This is a genomic window from Methylomicrobium lacus LW14 (assembly GCF_000527095.1).
GTDB lineage: Bacteria > Pseudomonadota > Gammaproteobacteria > Methylococcales > Methylomonadaceae > Methylomicrobium > Methylomicrobium lacus.
The window spans coordinates 2,491,257-2,508,683 of record NZ_AZUN01000001.1; the positions used below are offsets into that span (position 1 = coordinate 2,491,257).

The following is a 17,427-nucleotide window of genomic DNA, read 5'->3' on the forward strand; positions in this document are numbered from 1 at the left end:
TACAAATAACTGCCAGATTATAAAAAAATAACCGCCTGCCTTTTCGCGGCGGCGGTTAATGATTTTTTCGACCTGACCAATCACGTTAGTTTATGTTAGCCGCTTATCATACCGACAAACATCGGACAGGTCAAGACGATTTTTCTTAAAATTGTATTTAACTCGACACTTACAGATTTAATGCCTGTTTAAGCGCTTCCTCGACATCGCCGGCATCGACCGTCGTTGCCGCTTCGGACTCGACGGACTGATACTGAGCGGCCCGGTTTTTCCGGTTCTCGTGATAAGCCAAACCGGTTCCCGCAGGAATCAAGCGGCCGACGATCACGTTTTCTTTCAAGCCTTGCAAGCCGTCGCTGAGTCCGCGCACCGCCGCATCGGTCAAGACGCGCGTCGTTTCCTGGAAGGAGGCCGCCGAAATGAAAGATTCGGTCGCGAGCGACGCCTTGGTGATACCCAACAAGACCGGCTCGAAACTGGCCGGAATCTTGCCTTCGGCTTCCATTTTGTCGTTTTCTTCCCGCAACGCGGCGCGTTCAACCTGATCGCCTTTCAACATCGTGGTATCGCCGGACGCGGTAATCTCGACCTTTCTCAGCATTTGACGGATGATCGCCTCGATATGCTTGTCGTTGATTTTTACGCCTTGCAGACGGTAAACGTCCTGAATCTCCTTGACCAGATAATTCGCCAATTCCTCGACGCCGCGCAAACGCAGAATATCGTGCGGAGTCAACTCACCTTCGGCGATAGTCTCACCCTTTTCGACATATTCGCCTTCGAATACGGTGATATGACGCCACTTCGGAATCAGGGTTTCGATCTGCTCACCCGCAGGATCGGTAATGATCACGCGCTGCTTACCTTTGGTTTCCTTGCCGAACGACACGGTACCGCTGGTTTCAGCCAAAATCGCCGGATCCTTGGTCTTGCGCGCTTCGAACAAGTCCGCGACACGCGGCAAACCGCCGGTGATGTCACGAGTTTTCGAAGACTCCTGCGGAATCCGCGCGAGTACGTCGCCGACTTTCACTTCGCCGCCATCCTTGATGCCGACGATCGCGCCGGACGGCAGGAAGTATTGCGCCGGAATTTCGGTACCCGGCAGGAAGATCGCTTCGCCGTTTAGGCCCATCAGTTTTACCATCGGACGCAACTCCTTGCCCGCGCTGCCGCGCTGCTTCGGATCAGTCACCACCAATGAACTCAAACCGGTCACTTCGTCCGAGATTTTTTGCACGGTGACGCCTTCGAGGAAGTGCTCCAGCGTGACAACCCCGTCCACCTCGGTAATAACCGGATGCGTATGCGGGTCCCAGGTCACAATGATGTCGCCGGTATTAACCCGGCTGCCTTCTTGTACCGACAGCACCGCACCGTAAGGAATCTTGTAACGCTCTCTTTCACGACCGTAATCATCGACCACGCCGACTTCACCGGAACGCGATACCGCAACCAGATTGCCTTCGCGGTTTGCGACCGACTTCAGGTTGCTCAGGCGCACCGTACCGGACGATTTGACCTGTACGTTGCTGATCGCTGCCGACCGTGATGCCGCGCCGCCGATGTGGAAGGTCCGCATCGTCAACTGGGTACCCGGCTCACCGATCGATTGCGCCGCGATCACACCGACCGCCTCGCCGATATTGACCCGATGGCCGCGACCCAGGTCGCGACCATAGCAGGACGCGCAAACGCCGAAGCGGCTTTCGCAGGTGATAATCGAACGCACCAAGACCTGATCGATACTTTGCTCTTCGAGCACGCCGACCCAATACTCATCCAGCAAGGTGTCAGCCGGTACGACCACATTTTCTCCGGCCGCATCCAGCACGTCGACTGCCGCAACCCGACCCAAGACGCGTTCGGACAACGGCTCGACGACGTCGCCGCCTTCGATGATCGGCGTCATGATCAGGCCGTTTTCGGTGCCGCAGTCTTCGCTGGTAATCACCAGATCCTGCGCGACATCGACCAGACGGCGAGTCAAATATCCGGAGTTTGCGGTCTTCAAGGCGGTATCGGCCAAACCTTTACGGGCGCCGTGGGTCGAAATGAAGTATTGCAATACGTCAAGACCTTCACGGAAGTTCGCGGTAATCGGCGTCTCAATGATCGAGCCGTCCGGCTTCGCCATCAAGCCCCGCATCCCGGCCAACTGACGAATCTGCGCCGCGGAGCCCCGCGCGCCGGATTCGGCCATCATGAAGATCGAGTTAAACGATTTTTGCTTGACCAGCTGACCTTCGGCATTCTCGACCGCTTCTTCGCCGAGGCCGTCCATCATCACCTTCGCGACCTGATCGTTCGCATGTGACCAAATGTCGACAACCTTGTTGTAACGTTCGCCGTCGGTAACCAAACCGGAAGAATACTGGCTTTGAATCTCGCTGACTTCGGCTTCTGCGGATCGGATGATGTCAACCTTCTTCGCCGGAATCGCCATGTCCTCGACACCGAACGACACGCCGGAAATCGTTGCATAACGGAAACCGAGATACATCAGCTGGTCAGCCAACACGACCGTATCTTTGTTGCCCAAATAGCGGTAACAATAATTGATCAGGCGCGAGATGTTCTTCTTGGTCATATCGCAGTTGACCATCTCAAACGGCATCAACACGGGCACGACGTCCCAGATCAGCGCACGCCCGACCGTCGTTTCGACACGGTGTGTATTTTCGATGATGTCGCCGTTTTCGGCCTTGGTTCTTTCGGTAATACGCAATTGAATCTTCGATTGCAGCTCGACCGTTTTTTCCATCAAGGCTTTCTGAACTTCGCCGACGCTGACGAAGATGCTGCCCGCGCCTTTCGCGTTGACCTTTTGCCGACTGATGTAATACAAGCCCAAAACCACGTCCTGCGACGGGTTGATCACCGGCTCGCCGTTCGCGGGCGACAGGATGTTGTTGGTCGCCATCATCAGCGTTCTGGCTTCGAGCTGCGCTTCGAGCGACAGCGGAATATGCACCGCCATCTGGTCGCCGTCGAAGTCCGCGTTGAACGCGCTACAGACCAACGGGTGCAGCTGAATCGCCTTGCCTTCGATCAGAATCGGTTCGAACGCCTGAATACCCAGACGATGCAAGGTCGGCGCTCGGTTCAGCAGAATCGGATGCTCGCGGATCACTTCCTCGAGAATATCCCAAACTTCTGCGCCTTCGCGCTCGACCATCTTCTTGGCCGCCTTGATCGTGGTCGCATGACCGCGGAACTGCAGCTTGCTGAAGATGAACGGCTTGAACAATTCCAGCGCCATTTTTTTCGGCAGGCCGCATTGGTGCAGACGCAAGGTCGGACCGACCACGATCACCGAACGGCCGGAATAGTCGACACGCTTGCCGAGCAGGTTTTGCCGGAAACGACCCTGCTTGCCTTTGATCATGTCGGCCAGCGACTTCAAAGGACGCCGGTTGGTGCCGGTGATCGCACGGCCGCGGCGGCCGTTATCGAGCAAGGCGTCAACCGATTCCTGCAGCATCCGCTTTTCGTTGCGCACGATGATGTCCGGCGCATTCAGATCCAACAAGCGGTTCAAACGGTTGTTCCGGTTGATCACGCGGCGGTACAGATCGTTCAAATCGGAGGTCGCGAAGCGGCCGCCGTCCAGCGGCACCAATGGGCGCAGCTCCGGCGGCAGTACCGGCAACACCTTCAGGATCATCCATTCCGGCCGGTTTCTGGAACTCAGCAAGGAATCGATCACCTTCAGGCGTTTCGAATATTTTTTGATCTTGGTTTCGGAATTGGTCGAATTGATTTCTTCGCGCAGCAGATTGACTTCTTCTTTCAGGTCGATCGCCTTCAACAGGTCGTAGATCGCCTCGGCGCCCATCTTCGCGACAAAATCATCGCCGTGCATCTCGACCGCATCGAGATATTCGTCGTCGGTCAGCAATTGCCCCTTGTTCAACGGCGTCAAACCGGGATCGAGCACCACGAATGATTCGAAATATAACACGCGCTCAATTTCACGCAGCGTCATATCGAGCAATAACGCAATCCGTGAAGGCAACGATTTCAAAAACCAGATGTGCGCGACCGGGCTGGCCAGTTCGATGTGCCCCATCCGTTCGCGGCGCACTTTCGACAGAGTGACCTCGACGCCGCATTTCTCGCAGATCACGCCGCGGTGTTTGAGTCTTTTATATTTGCCGCACAAGCATTCATAGTCACTGACCGGCCCGAAGATCTTCGCGCAGAACAGACCGTCGCGCTCCGGCTTGAACGTGCGGTAATTGATCGTTTCAGGTTTTTTGACTTCTCCATACGACCAGGCACGAATCATGTCGGGCGATGCCAAGCCAATGCGGATGCCGTCGAAATCTTCGGCCCGGCCTTGGCGCTTCAAAAAATTCATTAAATCTTTCAAGAGTTTATCCTCTTTAAATTTAAATACGTCCCGGCATACGCCGGGACAGGCTAGCGTTTACTTGCAGGCTGGCTGTTAGTCGCGTTCGAGTTCGATATTGACTGCCAGCGAACGGATTTCCTTGATCAACACGTTGAATGATTCCGGCATGCCGGCATCCATCTTGTGATCGCCGTCGACGATGTTTTTGTACATCCGGGTTCTTCCGGTAACATCGTCCGACTTGACCGTCAGCATCTCCTGCAACGTATAAGCCGCGCCATAAGCTTCGAGAGCCCAGACTTCCATTTCCCCGAAACGCTGGCCGCCGAACTGCGCCTTGCCGCCAAGCGGCTGTTGCGTGACCAGACTGTATGGACCCGTCGATCTCGCATGCATCTTGTCGTCGACCAAGTGGTTCAACTTCAGCATGTACATGTAACCGACCGTGACTTCGCGCTCGAAACGCTCGCCGGTCAAGCCATCGTACAACACCGTTTGTCCGTGTTCCGGCAAATCGGCCAGTCTCAACATCGTACGGATCTCGTCTTCGGTCGCGCCGTCGAATACCGGCGTCGCCATCGGCACGCCGCCAATCAGATTTTGCGCCAATTCCAGAATTTCCTTATCCGAGAAGGAGTCCAGATCCTCTTTCCGTCCGCTGGAGTTGTAAATCTTGTCCAGGTATTCGCGAATCTCGTTGATTTTGGCTTTCGCTTCGAGCATCTTGCCGATCTTGATGCCGAGACCTTTCGCCGCCCAGCCCAAGTGCGTTTCCAGCACCTGACCGACGTTCATCCGCGACGGTACGCCGAGCGGATTCAAGACGATGTCGACCGGGTTGCCGTCGGCGGTATAAGGCATATCCTCGATCGGCCGGATCATCGAGATAACCCCTTTGTTGCCGTGCCGTCCCGCCATCTTGTCGCCCGGCTGGATACGCCGCTTGACCGCCAGGTAAACCTTGACCATTTTCAACACGCCCGGCGGCAAATCGTCGCCCATCGTGATTTTCTTGTGCTTGGTTTCGAACTTTTCATCGAACGCTTTACGTTGCTGCTCGACCTGTTCGGCCGCTGCCTCGATGTGCACGTTCAGATCTTCATCCTTCATCCGGATTTTCAGCCACTCCGAATGCTTCAAGCCGGCCAGATACTCTTCGCTCACTTCAGTGCCGGTTTTCAGATGTCCAGGGCCTGCCTGCGCCACCTTGCCGATGATCAGTTTCGCGATCCGCGCGTAAATATCGCCTTCGAGGATCTTCAACTGGTCGTCCAGATCCTTGCGGTAGCGTTTGATTTCCGCATCTTCGATCTCGAGCGCACGCTTGTCTTTCTTTACGCCGTCGCGGGTAAAGACCTGCACATCGATGACCGTGCCTTCGATGCTGCTCGGTACGCGGAGCGAAGTATCCTTTACATCCGCCGCCTTTTCGCCGAAGATCGCACGCAGCAATTTTTCTTCCGGCGTCAATTGGGTTTCACCCTTCGGCGTGACCTTGCCGACCAGGATGTCGCCCGGCTTTACCTCCGCACCGACATAGACGATGCCGGACTCATCAAGCTTCGACAACGCTTCTTCGCTGACGTTCGGAATATCCGCGGTAATTTCTTCAGGGCTGTGCTTGGTGTCGCGCGCGACGCAGGTCTTCTCTTCGATATGGATCGTGGTAAAGCGGTCTTCCTTCACGACGCGCTCGGAAACCAGGATCGAGTCTTCGAAGTTGTAACCGTTCCACGGCATGAACGCAACCAGCATATTCTGCCCCAGCGCCAGTTCGCCCAAATCGGTCGACGGGCCGTCAGCCAGGATGTCTCCGGCTCTCACGATGTCGCCCGGCTTGACCAGAGGCTTCTGGTTGATACAGGTGTTCTGGTTCGAACGCGTGTATTTGGTCAGATTGTAAATATCGACGCCCGACGAGCCGGTTTCGGTTTCGGTATCGTTAACCCGCACCACGATTCTGGCCGCGTCGACCGCTTCGATGCGGCCGCCGCGCGTCGCGACGACCGCAACGCCGGAGTCTTTCGCGACGGTACGCTCCATGCCGGTGCCGACCAGCGGCTTCTCGGCGCGCAAGGTCGGAACGGCCTGACGCTGCATGTTCGATCCCATCAACGCGCGGTTCGCGTCGTCATGTTCGAGGAAGGGAATGATCGAGGCCGCGACCGAGACGATCTGTTTCGACGACACGTCCATGTATTGCACGGTATCGGACATCGCCAGGGTAAACTCATCCTTATGACGGCAGGACACCAGACCTTCGATCAGCTTGCCGCTGTCATCGACCGGCACACTGGCCTGCGCGATCACGAACTCGCCTTCTTCGATCGCGGACAGGTAGTCGACCTGATCGGTCACCTTGCCGTCGACAACCTTACGATAAGGCGTTTCGAGGAAACCGTATTCATTGGTGCGAGCATAGACCGACAACGAGTTGATCAGACCGATGTTCGGACCTTCCGGCGTTTCGATCGGACAGACGCGGCCGTAGTGCGTCGTATGAACGTCGCGCACCTCGAAACCTGCGCGTTCGCGCGCCAAACCACCCGGTCCCAAGGCCGAAACCCGACGTTTGTGGGTCACCTGCGACAGCGGATTGTTTTGGTCCATGAACTGCGACAACTGGCTCGAACCGAAGAATTCCTTGACTGCGGCCGAGACCGGTTTCGCATTAATGATTTCCTGCGGCATCAAGCCTTCGGAATCGGCCAAGGTCAAACGTTCCTTGACCGCGCGCTCGACGCGCACCAGACCGACGCGGAACTGGTTCTCGATCATTTCGCCGACCGAACGCACCCGGCGATTGCCCAGGTGGTCGATGTCATCGACGTTGCCGTTGCCGTTGCGAATGTCGATCAGTTCCTTCAGCACATCGATGATGTCTTCGCGGCTCAGCGTACCAGTACCGATGATTTCGGTGCGGCCCAGGCGGCGGTTGAACTTCATCCGGCCGACGGTCGACAGATCGTAACGCTCGTCGGTGAAAAACAAATTCTGAAACAGGTTTTCGGCCGATTCCTTGGTCGGCGGCTCGCCCGGACGCATCATCCGGTAAATTTCGACCAACGCTTCCATCTGGTTGGTGGTCACATCCAGACGCATCGCGTTCGAGATGTAAGGACCTCTGTCCAGGTCGTTCACGAACAGCGTATCGATTTCGCGGATGCCGTTTTCGATGAAGCGATCGATCGCGGGGACCGTGATCTCGTCATTGACGCCGGCCAGCAATTCGCCGGTCGACTGATCGATGATATTGGTCGCCAGTATCTTGCCGACCAGATAGTCTTTCGGCACCGCGACCTGGGCCAAACCGGCCGCGAGCATTTGGCGGATATGTTTGCTGGTGATCCGGCGGCCTTCCTCGACGATCACCTTGTCTTCGTGCTTGATGTCGAAGGCGGCAATTTCGCCGCGCATTCTTTCCGGCACGATGTGGAACAGCACCTGCTCGGCACTGATCGTAAATTTGTTGGTTTCGAAGAAAATCTTGATGATTTCTTCGTTGTCCATGCCCAACGCACGGAGCAAAATTGTCGCAGGGATTTTACGGCGGCGGTCTATCCGCACAAAAACGCAGTCCTTGTGATCGAACTCGAAATCCAACCAGGAGCCGCGGTAAGGAATGATACGCGCATTAAACAGCAGTTTTCCTGACGAATGCGTCTTGCCCTTGTCGTGATCGAAGAACACGCCGGGAGACCGGTGCAATTGCGAAACAATGACCCGCTCGGTACCGTTGATCACAAACGTTCCGTTTTCGGTCATCAAGGGAAGTTCGCCCATGTAAACTTCCTGTTCACGGATGTCCTTCACCACTTTTGCAGTCGCAGGCGCATCCTTGTCATAGATGACCAGCCGGACCAGAACTCTTAACGGTGCCGCAAAAGTTGCGCCGCGTTGCTGACACTCGCGCACGTCGAATACGGGCTCGCCCAAGCGGTAGCTGACATACTCCAGCACGGCATAACCGGAGTGGCTTTCAATCGGAAATACGCTGGAAAAGGCCGCGTGCAGGCCGTTATTGGCGCGTTTGTGCGAAGAAACGCCGGATTGCAGAAAACTGGCGTAAGAATTAATCTGGGTGGCTAAGAGATATGGCACATCAAGTACTTCAGTACTTTTGCCAAAGTTGTTACGGATACGCTTTTTTTCGGTAAAAGAGTAGGACATATCGATTCCAAACCTTTTCGTCATGGACTGTTTTTACTGTTTTTCGACTGGAAACAGTAAAAGGCCGGTGATAATTCTATCACCAGCCGTACTCATTTGGCTTGCGCCGGACTTGATCAAATACAATTATTTGATATCGACGGTTGCGCCAGCTTCCAGCAATTGCTTTTTGAACTCTTCCGCTTCGCCTTTTGATACGCCTTCTTTCAAAGTGGTCGGCACGCCTTCTACCGCGTCTTTCGCTTCTTTCAAGCCCAGACCGGTGATGCTGCGAACCGCTTTAATGACGCCAACTTTATTTTCGCCGAAGCCGGTCAAGATGACATCGAATTCGGTTTGTTCTTCAACAACCGCTGCAGGACCTGCTGCAGGTGCCGCTACCGCAACAGCCGCGGTGACGCCGAATTTTTCTTCCATCGCTGAAATCAAATCAACGATTTCCATCACGGTCATATTCGCAACCGCTTCCAGGATGTCTTCTTTTGATACTGCCATCTTAATATACCTCTAAAAATTTGTTTTAAACTGGTTAAATCAAGCTTATGCCGCTTCTTTTTGGTCTCTGACTGCTGCCAGGGTGCGGGCCAATTTGCCGACCGGCGCCTTCATCACGGACATCAGCATAGCGATGCCTTGATCGCGCGTCGGCAAGCTCGCCAAGCGTGCCAATTCGGCAGGGCCATAGGCCTGTCCGCCGATCGCAACAACTTTGGTAACCAACTTGTCATGCGTTTTGGCAAAATTGTGAATCAATCGCCCTGCCGAACCTGGATCTTCCATCGAGAATGCCAGCAGCAACGGACCCACCAGTCCGGATTGCATGCATTCGAATTCGGTTCCGGCGACTGCGCGTCTTGCCAGGGTATTTTTAACCACTCGCAGATATACGCCCGTCTCTCTCGCTGTTTTACGTAACTCGGTCAGTTCCGTTACGGTCAAGCCACGATATTCTGCAGCGACGGCAGAAAACGCTTTAGCGGCATATACAGCGACTTCTTCGACAACAACTTTTTTGCCGTCTAAATTTAGTGCCACAGCCTACCTCCGGTAAGTTGCTGGATATTTTCGTCCAGCGTGATAAAACGCATCCTACAGGACACACCTTACGGTCCCTTTCCCCAGTTTGTTAGGTTCCAGCTTCCGTCTGCGCAGGAAATTAAGTTTTTGCAACACCTGCGGTCTTTGACGGTTGCCGACGTTACCGGCAACCCAAAGTCTTTACAGTCTTTAGCTTGAAAGACTGTTTTGATCCAACCACAGGCCAGGACCCATCGTTGACGACAAGGTAATCTTTTTGATGTAAATACCTTTTGACGTTGCAGGCTTGGCTTTTCTCAAATCCGCCAGCAACGCTTCCAGGTTGCCCTGAATCGAGGTCGCATCGAAGCTGATCTTGCCGAGCGTGCAATGAATGATACCGGCTTTGTCGGTACGGTAACGCACTTGGCCGGATTTTGCATTTTTAACCGCGGTGGCGACGTCTGGCGTCACGGTACCGACTTTCGGGTTCGGCATCAAGCCGCGCGGACCCAGGATTTGACCCAACTGACCGACCACGCGCATGGCATCGGGAGATGCGATCACCACGTCGAAATTCAATTCGCCTCTTTTGACTTGATCGCCCAGATCTTCCATACCGACGATATCGGCACCGGCCGCTCTGGCTGCATCCGCATTCGGGCCTTGTGCAAATACCGCAACGCGCACGCTTTTACCGGTGCCGTTCGGCAGCACGGTCGCGCCTCTGACGTTTTGGTCCGATTTGCGCGGGTCGACCCCCAGATTTACGCTGACATCGATCGATTCGCTAAATTTTGCGGTGCCCAGTTCCTTCAGCAATGCAACCGCGTCCGCGATAGCATATTGCTTGGTTCTTTCGACCTTGCTTTTAATCAGTTTTGCTTTTTTAGATAATTTGGCCATTATAAGCCCTCCACGTTCAAGCCCATGCTGCGCGCGCTGCCGGCAATCGTTTTGACAGCGGCTTCCAGATCCGCCGCATTCAAATCTTCCATCTTGGCCTTCGCAATTTCTTCCAATTGCGCACGTGTTACGGTGCCGACCTTTTTGGTGTTTGGATTGCTGCTGCCGCTCTTGATGCCGCTGGCTTTCTTCAGCAAGATCGTCGCTGGCGGGGTCTTGGTGATGAAGGTAAAACTGCGATCACTGTAAACAGTGATTACGACAGGCAAAGGCAGGCCTTTTTCGACATCTTGGGTCTTTGCATTAAAAGCCTTGCAAAATTCCATGATGTTGACGCCACGCTGACCCAGAGCCGGACCGACCGGTGGACTTGGGTTCGCTTCACCTGCTTTGACTTGCAGTTTTATGTATGCTGTAATTTTTTTAGCCATCGTTACTCCAAATTGGGTGCAAACGCATTTCTGCTCCCCCAGACATAAAAATCCCCGTCTTATGCAGACAGGGATTCAGATTAGGGTAAATTGTAATCGTTCAGCTTTTTTCGACTTGATTGAAGCCCAGCTCAACCGACGTTGACCGTCCGAAAATCAAAACCGATAATTTCAATTTACTTTTTTCATAATTGACTTCTTCGACCACACCGTTGAAATCCTTGAACGGCCCGTCGATGATGCGAATCACTTCGCCGACTTCGAACAATATTTTCGGTCTTGGCTTGTTAATGCCTTCTTCGACTCGATTCAGGATGGCCATGGCCTCCTTCTCGGAGATCGGCGCCGGGCGGTCAGAGGTGCCGCCAATAAACCCTAAGACTCTCGGCACATCGCGCACCAGATGCCAGGTTTCATCGGTCAACTCCATCTGCACCAGAACATAGCCCGGAAAAAACTTTCTCTCGCTTTTCCGCTGCTGCCCTAGGCGCATCTCGACGATTTCTTCGGTCGGAACCAGAATCTTGCCGAAATATTGATCTAAACCTTCTCTTTTAATTCTTTCTTCGAGCGCTTGTTTGACCTTACTCTCGTAGTTGGAGTAAGCATGCACCACATACCAACGTAATGCCATTTGATTACCCGCCTTGGCCCGTTAACAGGCGCACACCCCAAAAAAGAAACATATCCAGCAACCAAAGGATCAATGAAACGACCGTCACCATCGCAAATACCATCAGCGTCGTGCGCGTGGTTTCATCTTTCGTTGGCCAGACAACTTTTCTGACTTCGACTTTCGATTCTTGCACGAAAGCCCATACGGAGCGACCCAATTCGGTCGTCACCATCGTACCCAGAACCGCCGCCACGATTACAATCAAACCGAGCACGCGGTAAAGCAACTGCACTTGTTCCGAGAAATAGTAGAATGCAGCGATGCCGCCAACCACCAATACCACGGAAAAAACTTGCTTGACTATATCCAGTATCGATGTTTGCGCTTCAGCTTGTGTATTCATATCTTGTAAAGTCAGCAAAATGCTTGTGCTGTCATTCGTAAATGGCAGGCCAGGAGGGTCTCGAACCCCCAACCTGCGGTTTTGGAGACCGCTGCTCTACCAATTGAGCTACTGACCTATTACGAAAACCTACAGAACTTCTTATTGTAACTAAATTTCAATCATTATTCAATGATTGACGCCACGACACCCGCACCGACCGTACGACCGCCCTCGCGAATTGCAAAACGCAAACCTTCTTCCATCGCGATTGGCGAGATCAGAGTGATATCGACAGCGATGTTGTCGCCCGGCATCACCATTTCAACACCTTCCGGCAATTTAACAGCACCGGTTACGTCGGTCGTTCTGAAATAGAACTGCGGACGGTAGCCATCGAAGAAAGGAGTATGACGACCACCTTCTTCCTTGGACAATACGTAGATTTCTGCCTTGAATGCCTTGTGTGGCTTGATGGTGCCTTTTTGCGCCAAAACCTGGCCACGCTCGACTTCGTCACGCTTGGTGCCGCGCAGCAGGATACCGACGTTGTCACCAGCTTGACCTTGATCCAGCAGCTTACGGAACATTTCGACGCCGGTGCAGGTCGTGGTAACGGTCGGACGAATACCGACGATTTCAACTTCCTGGCCAACCTTGATGATGCCGCGTTCGATACGACCGGTTACCACAGTACCCCGACCGGAGATCGAGAACACGTCTTCGATTGGCATCAGGAACGCGCCGTCAACGGCTCTTTCTGGCAGCGGAATATAAGAGTCCAGCGCTTCAACCAACTTAATGATCGAAGGAACGCCTACTGGGCTTTGATCGCCTTCCAGCGCTTTCAGCGCAGAACCGACGATGATCGGGGTGTCGTCGCCCGGGAATTCGTACAAATCCAACAGCTCGCGAATTTCCATTTCGACCAGGTCGATCAACTCGGCGTCGTCAACCATGTCGGCCTTGTTCAAGAATACCACAATATAGGGTACGCCAACCTGTCTTGACAACAGAATGTGTTCGCGGGTTTGCGGCATCGGGCCGTCAGCCGCTGAACAAACCAGGATCGCGCCGTCCATCTGCGCCGCACCGGTAATCATGTTCTTAACATAGTCAGCGTGGCCTGGGCAGTCAACGTGCGCATAATGGCGAGTCGCTGACTGATATTCCACGTGCGAAGTCGCAATCGTAATACCACGCGCACGCTCTTCAGGTGCATTGTCGATTTGGTCGAACGCCTTGACTTCGCCACCTTGGATTTCCGCCATGACCTTGGTCAAGGCGGCAGTCAATGTGGTCTTGCCGTGGTCAACGTGTCCGATCGTGCCGACGTTAACGTGTGGCTTGCTACGGGAAAATTTCTCTTTGGCCATCTGAATAAACCTTTAAAAACATTCAAATCTCTGGAGCCCATAACCGGATTTGAACCGGTGACCTCTTCCTTACCAAGGAAGTGCTCTACCTACTGAGCTATATGGGCGGTATCACAGAATTCTTTTTGGAGCGGGTGATGGGAATCGAACCCACGTGATCAGCTTGGAAGGCTGGAGTTCTACCATTGAACTACACCCGCAGATCTCAAAAAAAAATTGGTGGAGAGGGGAGGATTCGAACCTCCGAAGGCAGAGCCGGCAGATTTACAGTCTGATCCCTTTGGCCGCTCGGGAACCTCTCCGATAACGAGTTAGTCGCTTATTATCTTTTATTAATCACCGCTTGTCAATAAAATATTCAAGCCGATGATGTAAAAAATTTGGAGCCTTATGTATTTATCTTATTCATGACCGTATCGATCTCGCCTGCAACTAATTGCGGCACGAAACCCAATCCAGTCTTGATCGCCGCATCCAGTAAATCCGCTTCCTGCCTGGACGGCGAAGATAACACAAAATCGGCAACCACCTTTCCTGCCGGAGGCCGACCTATCCCCAATCTTAAGCGATAAAAATCTTTCGTGCCCACATGGGCAATGATGTCGCGCAAGCCATTGTGCCCGGCATGCCCGCCATCCTTTTTCAACTTGACGACACCCGGATTGAAATCGAGCTCATCATGCACAACCAACAACTGATCCGGTTGCAATTTGTAATATTTTAACAGCGCACCGACCGATTGACCACTACGGTTCATGAAGGTCGCCGGCTTCAGCAACAACAGCTTTGCAGACCCGACCTTACATTCCGCAAGATCACCGAAGAACCTGGGCGACTGCGTAAACGTCGACCCGCAATCCTGCGCAAGCGCATCCACAAATAAAAACCCGGCGTTGTGCCGGGTTTTTTCGTATTGTCGCCCTGGATTTCCCAAACCAACAATAAGCTTTATCACTTTCTCTATTAAGAGGCAGACTCTTCTTGACTCGCTTTACCCGGCATCATGGACACCACCGGCAAATCATGATCCGCACCTTGCGACAAGGCAACAATTTCAATGCCCGCAGGCAATACCAGATCCGAAAGATGGATCGAGCCGCCGACATCCAGATTAGCCAAATCAACCGCAATAAACTCCGGCAATACACCCGGCAAGCACGAAACTTCTACGTCTGCCAAAGCATGCGCCGCAACACCGCCTTTTTTGCCACCGACTGAAGTGCTTTCATTAATGAAATGCAAAGGCACATGCACCTTGATCGCCTCGGACATACTCACTCTCATGAAATCGAGATGCAGAATCTGAAACCTTGCAGGGTTGCGCTGAACGCCTTTCAAAACCGCTTTTTCGGTTTTGCCATCGATCGTCACATCGAGAATATGAGAATAAACCGCTTCATGCTCAAGATGCTTGATCACTTCATTATGATTCAAAACCAGCATTTGCGGATCTTGATGACCACCGTATATCACCGCCGGCACACTGCCCTGACGGCGCACATTTCTTGCCGCGTTTTTTCCTGACTGCCCACGAGCCTGAGCAACAAATTCAAATACGTTAGACATTTTATCTCTTAACCCCGCGCTTCAACGCGCAATACTTTATTCTATCAATCGACATACAGAGAACTGACCGATTCACCGGCAGCAATCCGCCTGATCGTTTCGGCCAGCATCTCGGCGACGCTGAGCTGTCTGATCCTTCCCAGCGCCTCGGCTTCCGGACGCAAAGGAATCGTGTCAGTGACCACCAATTCGTCCAGCACGGAGCGCTCTATATTCGAAATGGCCGCACCGGACAGCACCGCATGCGTACAATAAGCAACCACTTTGATTGCGCCATGATCTTTCAACGCTTTCGCCGCGTGACACAAAGTCCCCGCCGTGTCGACAAGATCATCGACCAACACGCAACTGCGCCCTTCGACATCACCGATGATGTGCATCACTTCCGAAACATTCGCCTTCGGACGACGCTTGTCGATGATCGCCAGATCCGCATCGTCAAGCCTCTTAGCTAACGCGCGCGCTCTTACGACACCGCCAACATCGGGCGACACCACCATGAGCTTGTGATATTTTTGCCGCCAGACATCACCCAACAAAATAGGCGAAGCATAAACATTATCCACAGGAATATCGAAGAATCCCTGTATCTGATCGGCATGCAAGTCGACGGTCAACAACCGATGCGCACCGGCCTGCTCGATCATTTTCGCGACCAGCTTGGCCGTAATCGGCACCCGCGCCGAGCGCGTCCGCCTATCCTGCCTAGCATAACCGTAATAAGGGATCACTGCCGTGATCCGCGACGCCGACGCCCGCTTCAGCGCGTCGATCATCACTAACAGTTCCATCAAGTTTTCATTATTCGGCGAACAGGTTGGCTGGATAACAAAAACATCCTTGCCGCGTACGTTTTCTCCAATTTCGACAGCCACCTCGCCATCGCTGAATCGACCCACGCTCGCCAAACCGAGCCGCATATTGAGCTTTCTTACGATACCCTCTGACAAAGCCAGATTGGCATTTCCAGAAAACACCATCATTGCGGCTTCATTCATTTTTTTACTCCTAAAATGAACTCGACTTGATGCAGAAAAATGGCTGGGCCGCAAGGATTCGAACCTTGGTATGCGGAGATCAAAACCCCGTGCCTTACCGCTTGGCGACGGCCCAATAATTAAGAATTATGCTTGCAACCCCCGAGCTTCGCATACAAAGGAGATTCATTAACCCCTTTAACCAAATAGCATTGCCATTTGCCTGCCAGCGCCTGATAAGCGCTTCTCGCGAACTGCTCCGAATCAAACTGCGCAAACACGCAAGCCCCCGTCCCTGTCAGCCTGCCTTCGGCAAATTCGGATAAAGCAACCAGAGCATCTTTTACTGCCTGGTACCGCCTAGTCACCACCTCAAGACAATCGTTTTGATACTGACCGGCTGTAAAGTCGTCTATTCTGATCGATTTGCTGTCACGTGTCAAGCCCTTATCAGAAAAAATTTCTCCGGTATTCACATGACAATCCGGGCGTATCACGACAGTCCAGCATTCCGGCACTTTAATCGGCTCCAATTGCTCACCGACACCCTCCCCCCAGGCCGCCCGACCGAAAACAAAAACCGGCACATCGGCACCCAAACTCAATCCCAGCTGCATTAAGCGCGCGGTCGAAAGCCCCAGCCCCCACAAATGATTCAACGCCACCAACGTCGTTGCCGCGTCGGAACTACCGCCGCCGAGTCCACCGCCCATCGGCAGATTTTTTTCGACCTCGATGCGGACGCCATGTGCATAACCGGTCTCCGCTTTCAACAATTGCGCCGCCCTGATCGTCAAATCATCCGCCTCCGCCACCCCCGGCAGCGTGTTAAAGAGACTCACCCTGTCTTCCTCGACCGGATGAAAAGTGATCCAGTCGCATAAATCGATGAACTGGAAGACCGTCTGCAGCAGATGATAGCCATCGTCGCGGCGCCCGGTAATCCGCAGCATTAAATTCAGCTTGGCCGGCGCGGGCCATTTCTCAGCCCATGCCGACAGATTATTTTGCATTTCCGCCATTGAGTGTCCATTGATCGATGATCAGTTTTAATTTGACGCGGTCATTCGCGACCGACATTTTGCGCGGCAGCACCAATTGTCCAACCGGCTGCATGGCCTGGTAGGCGACCGTCCAGCCCGCCTGCCTGAAGCCGCTGCCGACATCCTCGAAATCCTGCTCGGGCTCGGGCAAACCGAGCACCCAGTAGCGCAGCGAAGTGACCGGCACAAACATGCCTAATTGCTGATTGATGAAGGCTTCGGGGTCGTCAGACGACTCCACTTTGCCGTCGCCCTGCGCCACCGTAACTGAATTGCCGGCCAAACGAATCATCACCGCCCCCTGCCCGAGCGGCCCCGACAACTTGATTTGTTCGTCACCCTGCTGATGCGCCCAAGCCAGGTCGGCGGTCCAGGAGTCGCGCTCTCCGGTCAGCGCGACACGACCTTCCAACGACCACGGCTCCAGTCGATATAAAGCCTGATTTGCCGTTTTTGTATAGGTGATTTCGGGCGGGGCGGGCTTAAATAACGTACAGGCCGGCAGTGAAGCCGCCAATACGGCGCCAAGCAGCCATTTCGCCTGTTTCTGCACGAAGCAGGACCGGCTGTCGATTTCGTTCATCAT

Annotated in this window: 14 protein-coding genes and 5 tRNA genes; all 19 read right to left on the bottom strand. The window is 53.7% G+C overall.

The annotated features are described in order from the left end of the window. Window positions 1–169 precede the first annotated feature (169 nt). On the bottom strand, window positions 170–4,363 hold the full coding sequence (rpoC, locus tag METLA_RS0111285) for a DNA-directed RNA polymerase subunit beta' (RefSeq protein WP_024298660.1): 4,194 nt from the start codon (window positions 4,361–4,363) through the stop codon (window positions 170–172). A gap of 87 nt (window positions 4,364–4,450) precedes the next feature. Beyond that, window positions 4,451–8,527 carry a DNA-directed RNA polymerase subunit beta gene (gene rpoB / locus METLA_RS0111290; RefSeq protein ID WP_024298661.1) on the bottom strand — a complete coding sequence of 1,359 codons (4,077 nt, stop codon included), beginning with the start codon at window positions 8,525–8,527 and terminating at the stop codon, window positions 4,451–4,453. A gap of 126 nt (window positions 8,528–8,653) precedes the next feature. Continuing rightward, window positions 8,654–9,022, bottom strand: a complete 369-nt coding sequence (rplL, locus tag METLA_RS0111295; RefSeq protein WP_024298662.1) for a 50S ribosomal protein L7/L12 — start codon at window positions 9,020–9,022, stop codon at window positions 8,654–8,656. Between the two features lie 45 nt (window positions 9,023–9,067). Continuing rightward, a complete protein-coding gene (rplJ, locus tag METLA_RS0111300; protein ID WP_024298663.1) occupies window positions 9,068–9,562 on the bottom strand; it encodes a 50S ribosomal protein L10 in 495 nt (164 codons plus the stop codon). Between the two features lie 192 nt (window positions 9,563–9,754). Next, window positions 9,755–10,450, bottom strand: coding sequence for a 50S ribosomal protein L1 (gene rplA / locus METLA_RS0111305; RefSeq protein WP_024298664.1), 696 nt, complete (start codon window positions 10,448–10,450; stop codon window positions 9,755–9,757). Next, window positions 10,450–10,881 (bottom strand): 50S ribosomal protein L11, encoded by a 432-nt coding sequence (gene rplK, locus METLA_RS0111310; protein WP_024298665.1) that lies wholly within the window; start codon window positions 10,879–10,881, stop codon window positions 10,450–10,452. The genes rplA and rplK overlap by 1 nt, the downstream gene beginning before the upstream one ends. Window positions 10,882–10,981: 100 nt before the next feature. Then, complete coding sequence (gene nusG / locus METLA_RS0111315) at window positions 10,982–11,515, bottom strand: transcription termination/antitermination protein NusG (RefSeq protein ID WP_024298666.1); 534 nt, start codon at window positions 11,513–11,515, stop codon at window positions 10,982–10,984. 4 nt (window positions 11,516–11,519) lie between these two features. Next, window positions 11,520–11,900: a preprotein translocase subunit SecE gene (gene secE, locus METLA_RS0111320; RefSeq protein WP_024298667.1), complete on the bottom strand. Its 381-nt coding sequence runs from the start codon at window positions 11,898–11,900 to the stop codon at window positions 11,520–11,522. A gap of 42 nt (window positions 11,901–11,942) precedes the next feature. Further along, a tRNA-Trp gene (locus METLA_RS0111325) sits at window positions 11,943–12,018 on the bottom strand. Window positions 12,019–12,064: 46 nt separating this feature from the next. Further along, entirely contained in the window at window positions 12,065–13,255 is a 1,191-nt protein-coding gene (gene tuf, locus METLA_RS0111330; protein WP_024298657.1) for an elongation factor Tu, read from the bottom strand. Window positions 13,256–13,286: 31 nt separating this feature from the next. After that, window positions 13,287–13,362 (bottom strand) — tRNA-Thr (locus METLA_RS0111335). A 19-nt stretch (window positions 13,363–13,381) separates the two neighbouring features. Beyond that, window positions 13,382–13,455: transfer RNA gene (locus METLA_RS0111340), tRNA-Gly, on the bottom strand. 17 nt (window positions 13,456–13,472) lie between these two features. Continuing rightward, window positions 13,473–13,557: transfer RNA gene (locus METLA_RS0111345), tRNA-Tyr, on the bottom strand. Window positions 13,558–13,643: 86 nt separating this feature from the next. Continuing rightward, on the bottom strand, window positions 13,644–14,210 hold the full coding sequence (gene pth / locus METLA_RS0111350; protein ID WP_024298668.1) for an aminoacyl-tRNA hydrolase: 567 nt from the start codon (window positions 14,208–14,210) through the stop codon (window positions 13,644–13,646). Between the two features lie 8 nt (window positions 14,211–14,218). After that, window positions 14,219–14,821 carry a 50S ribosomal protein L25/general stress protein Ctc gene (locus METLA_RS0111355; RefSeq protein ID WP_024298669.1) on the bottom strand — a complete coding sequence of 201 codons (603 nt, stop codon included), beginning with the start codon at window positions 14,819–14,821 and terminating at the stop codon, window positions 14,219–14,221. A gap of 44 nt (window positions 14,822–14,865) precedes the next feature. Continuing rightward, window positions 14,866–15,819, bottom strand: coding sequence for a ribose-phosphate diphosphokinase (locus METLA_RS0111360; RefSeq protein ID WP_024298670.1), 954 nt, complete (start codon window positions 15,817–15,819; stop codon window positions 14,866–14,868). 40 nt (window positions 15,820–15,859) lie between these two features. Beyond that, window positions 15,860–15,934 (bottom strand) — tRNA-Gln (locus tag METLA_RS0111365). A 4-nt stretch (window positions 15,935–15,938) separates the two neighbouring features. Beyond that, entirely contained in the window at window positions 15,939–16,820 is an 882-nt protein-coding gene (gene ispE, locus METLA_RS0111370) for a 4-(cytidine 5'-diphospho)-2-C-methyl-D-erythritol kinase (protein WP_024298671.1), read from the bottom strand. Beyond that, window positions 16,801–17,424 (bottom strand): lipoprotein insertase outer membrane protein LolB, encoded by a 624-nt coding sequence (lolB, locus tag METLA_RS0111375; RefSeq protein WP_051459829.1) that lies wholly within the window; start codon window positions 17,422–17,424, stop codon window positions 16,801–16,803. The genes ispE and lolB overlap by 20 nt, the downstream gene beginning before the upstream one ends. Window positions 17,425–17,427: the final 3 nt, after the last annotated feature.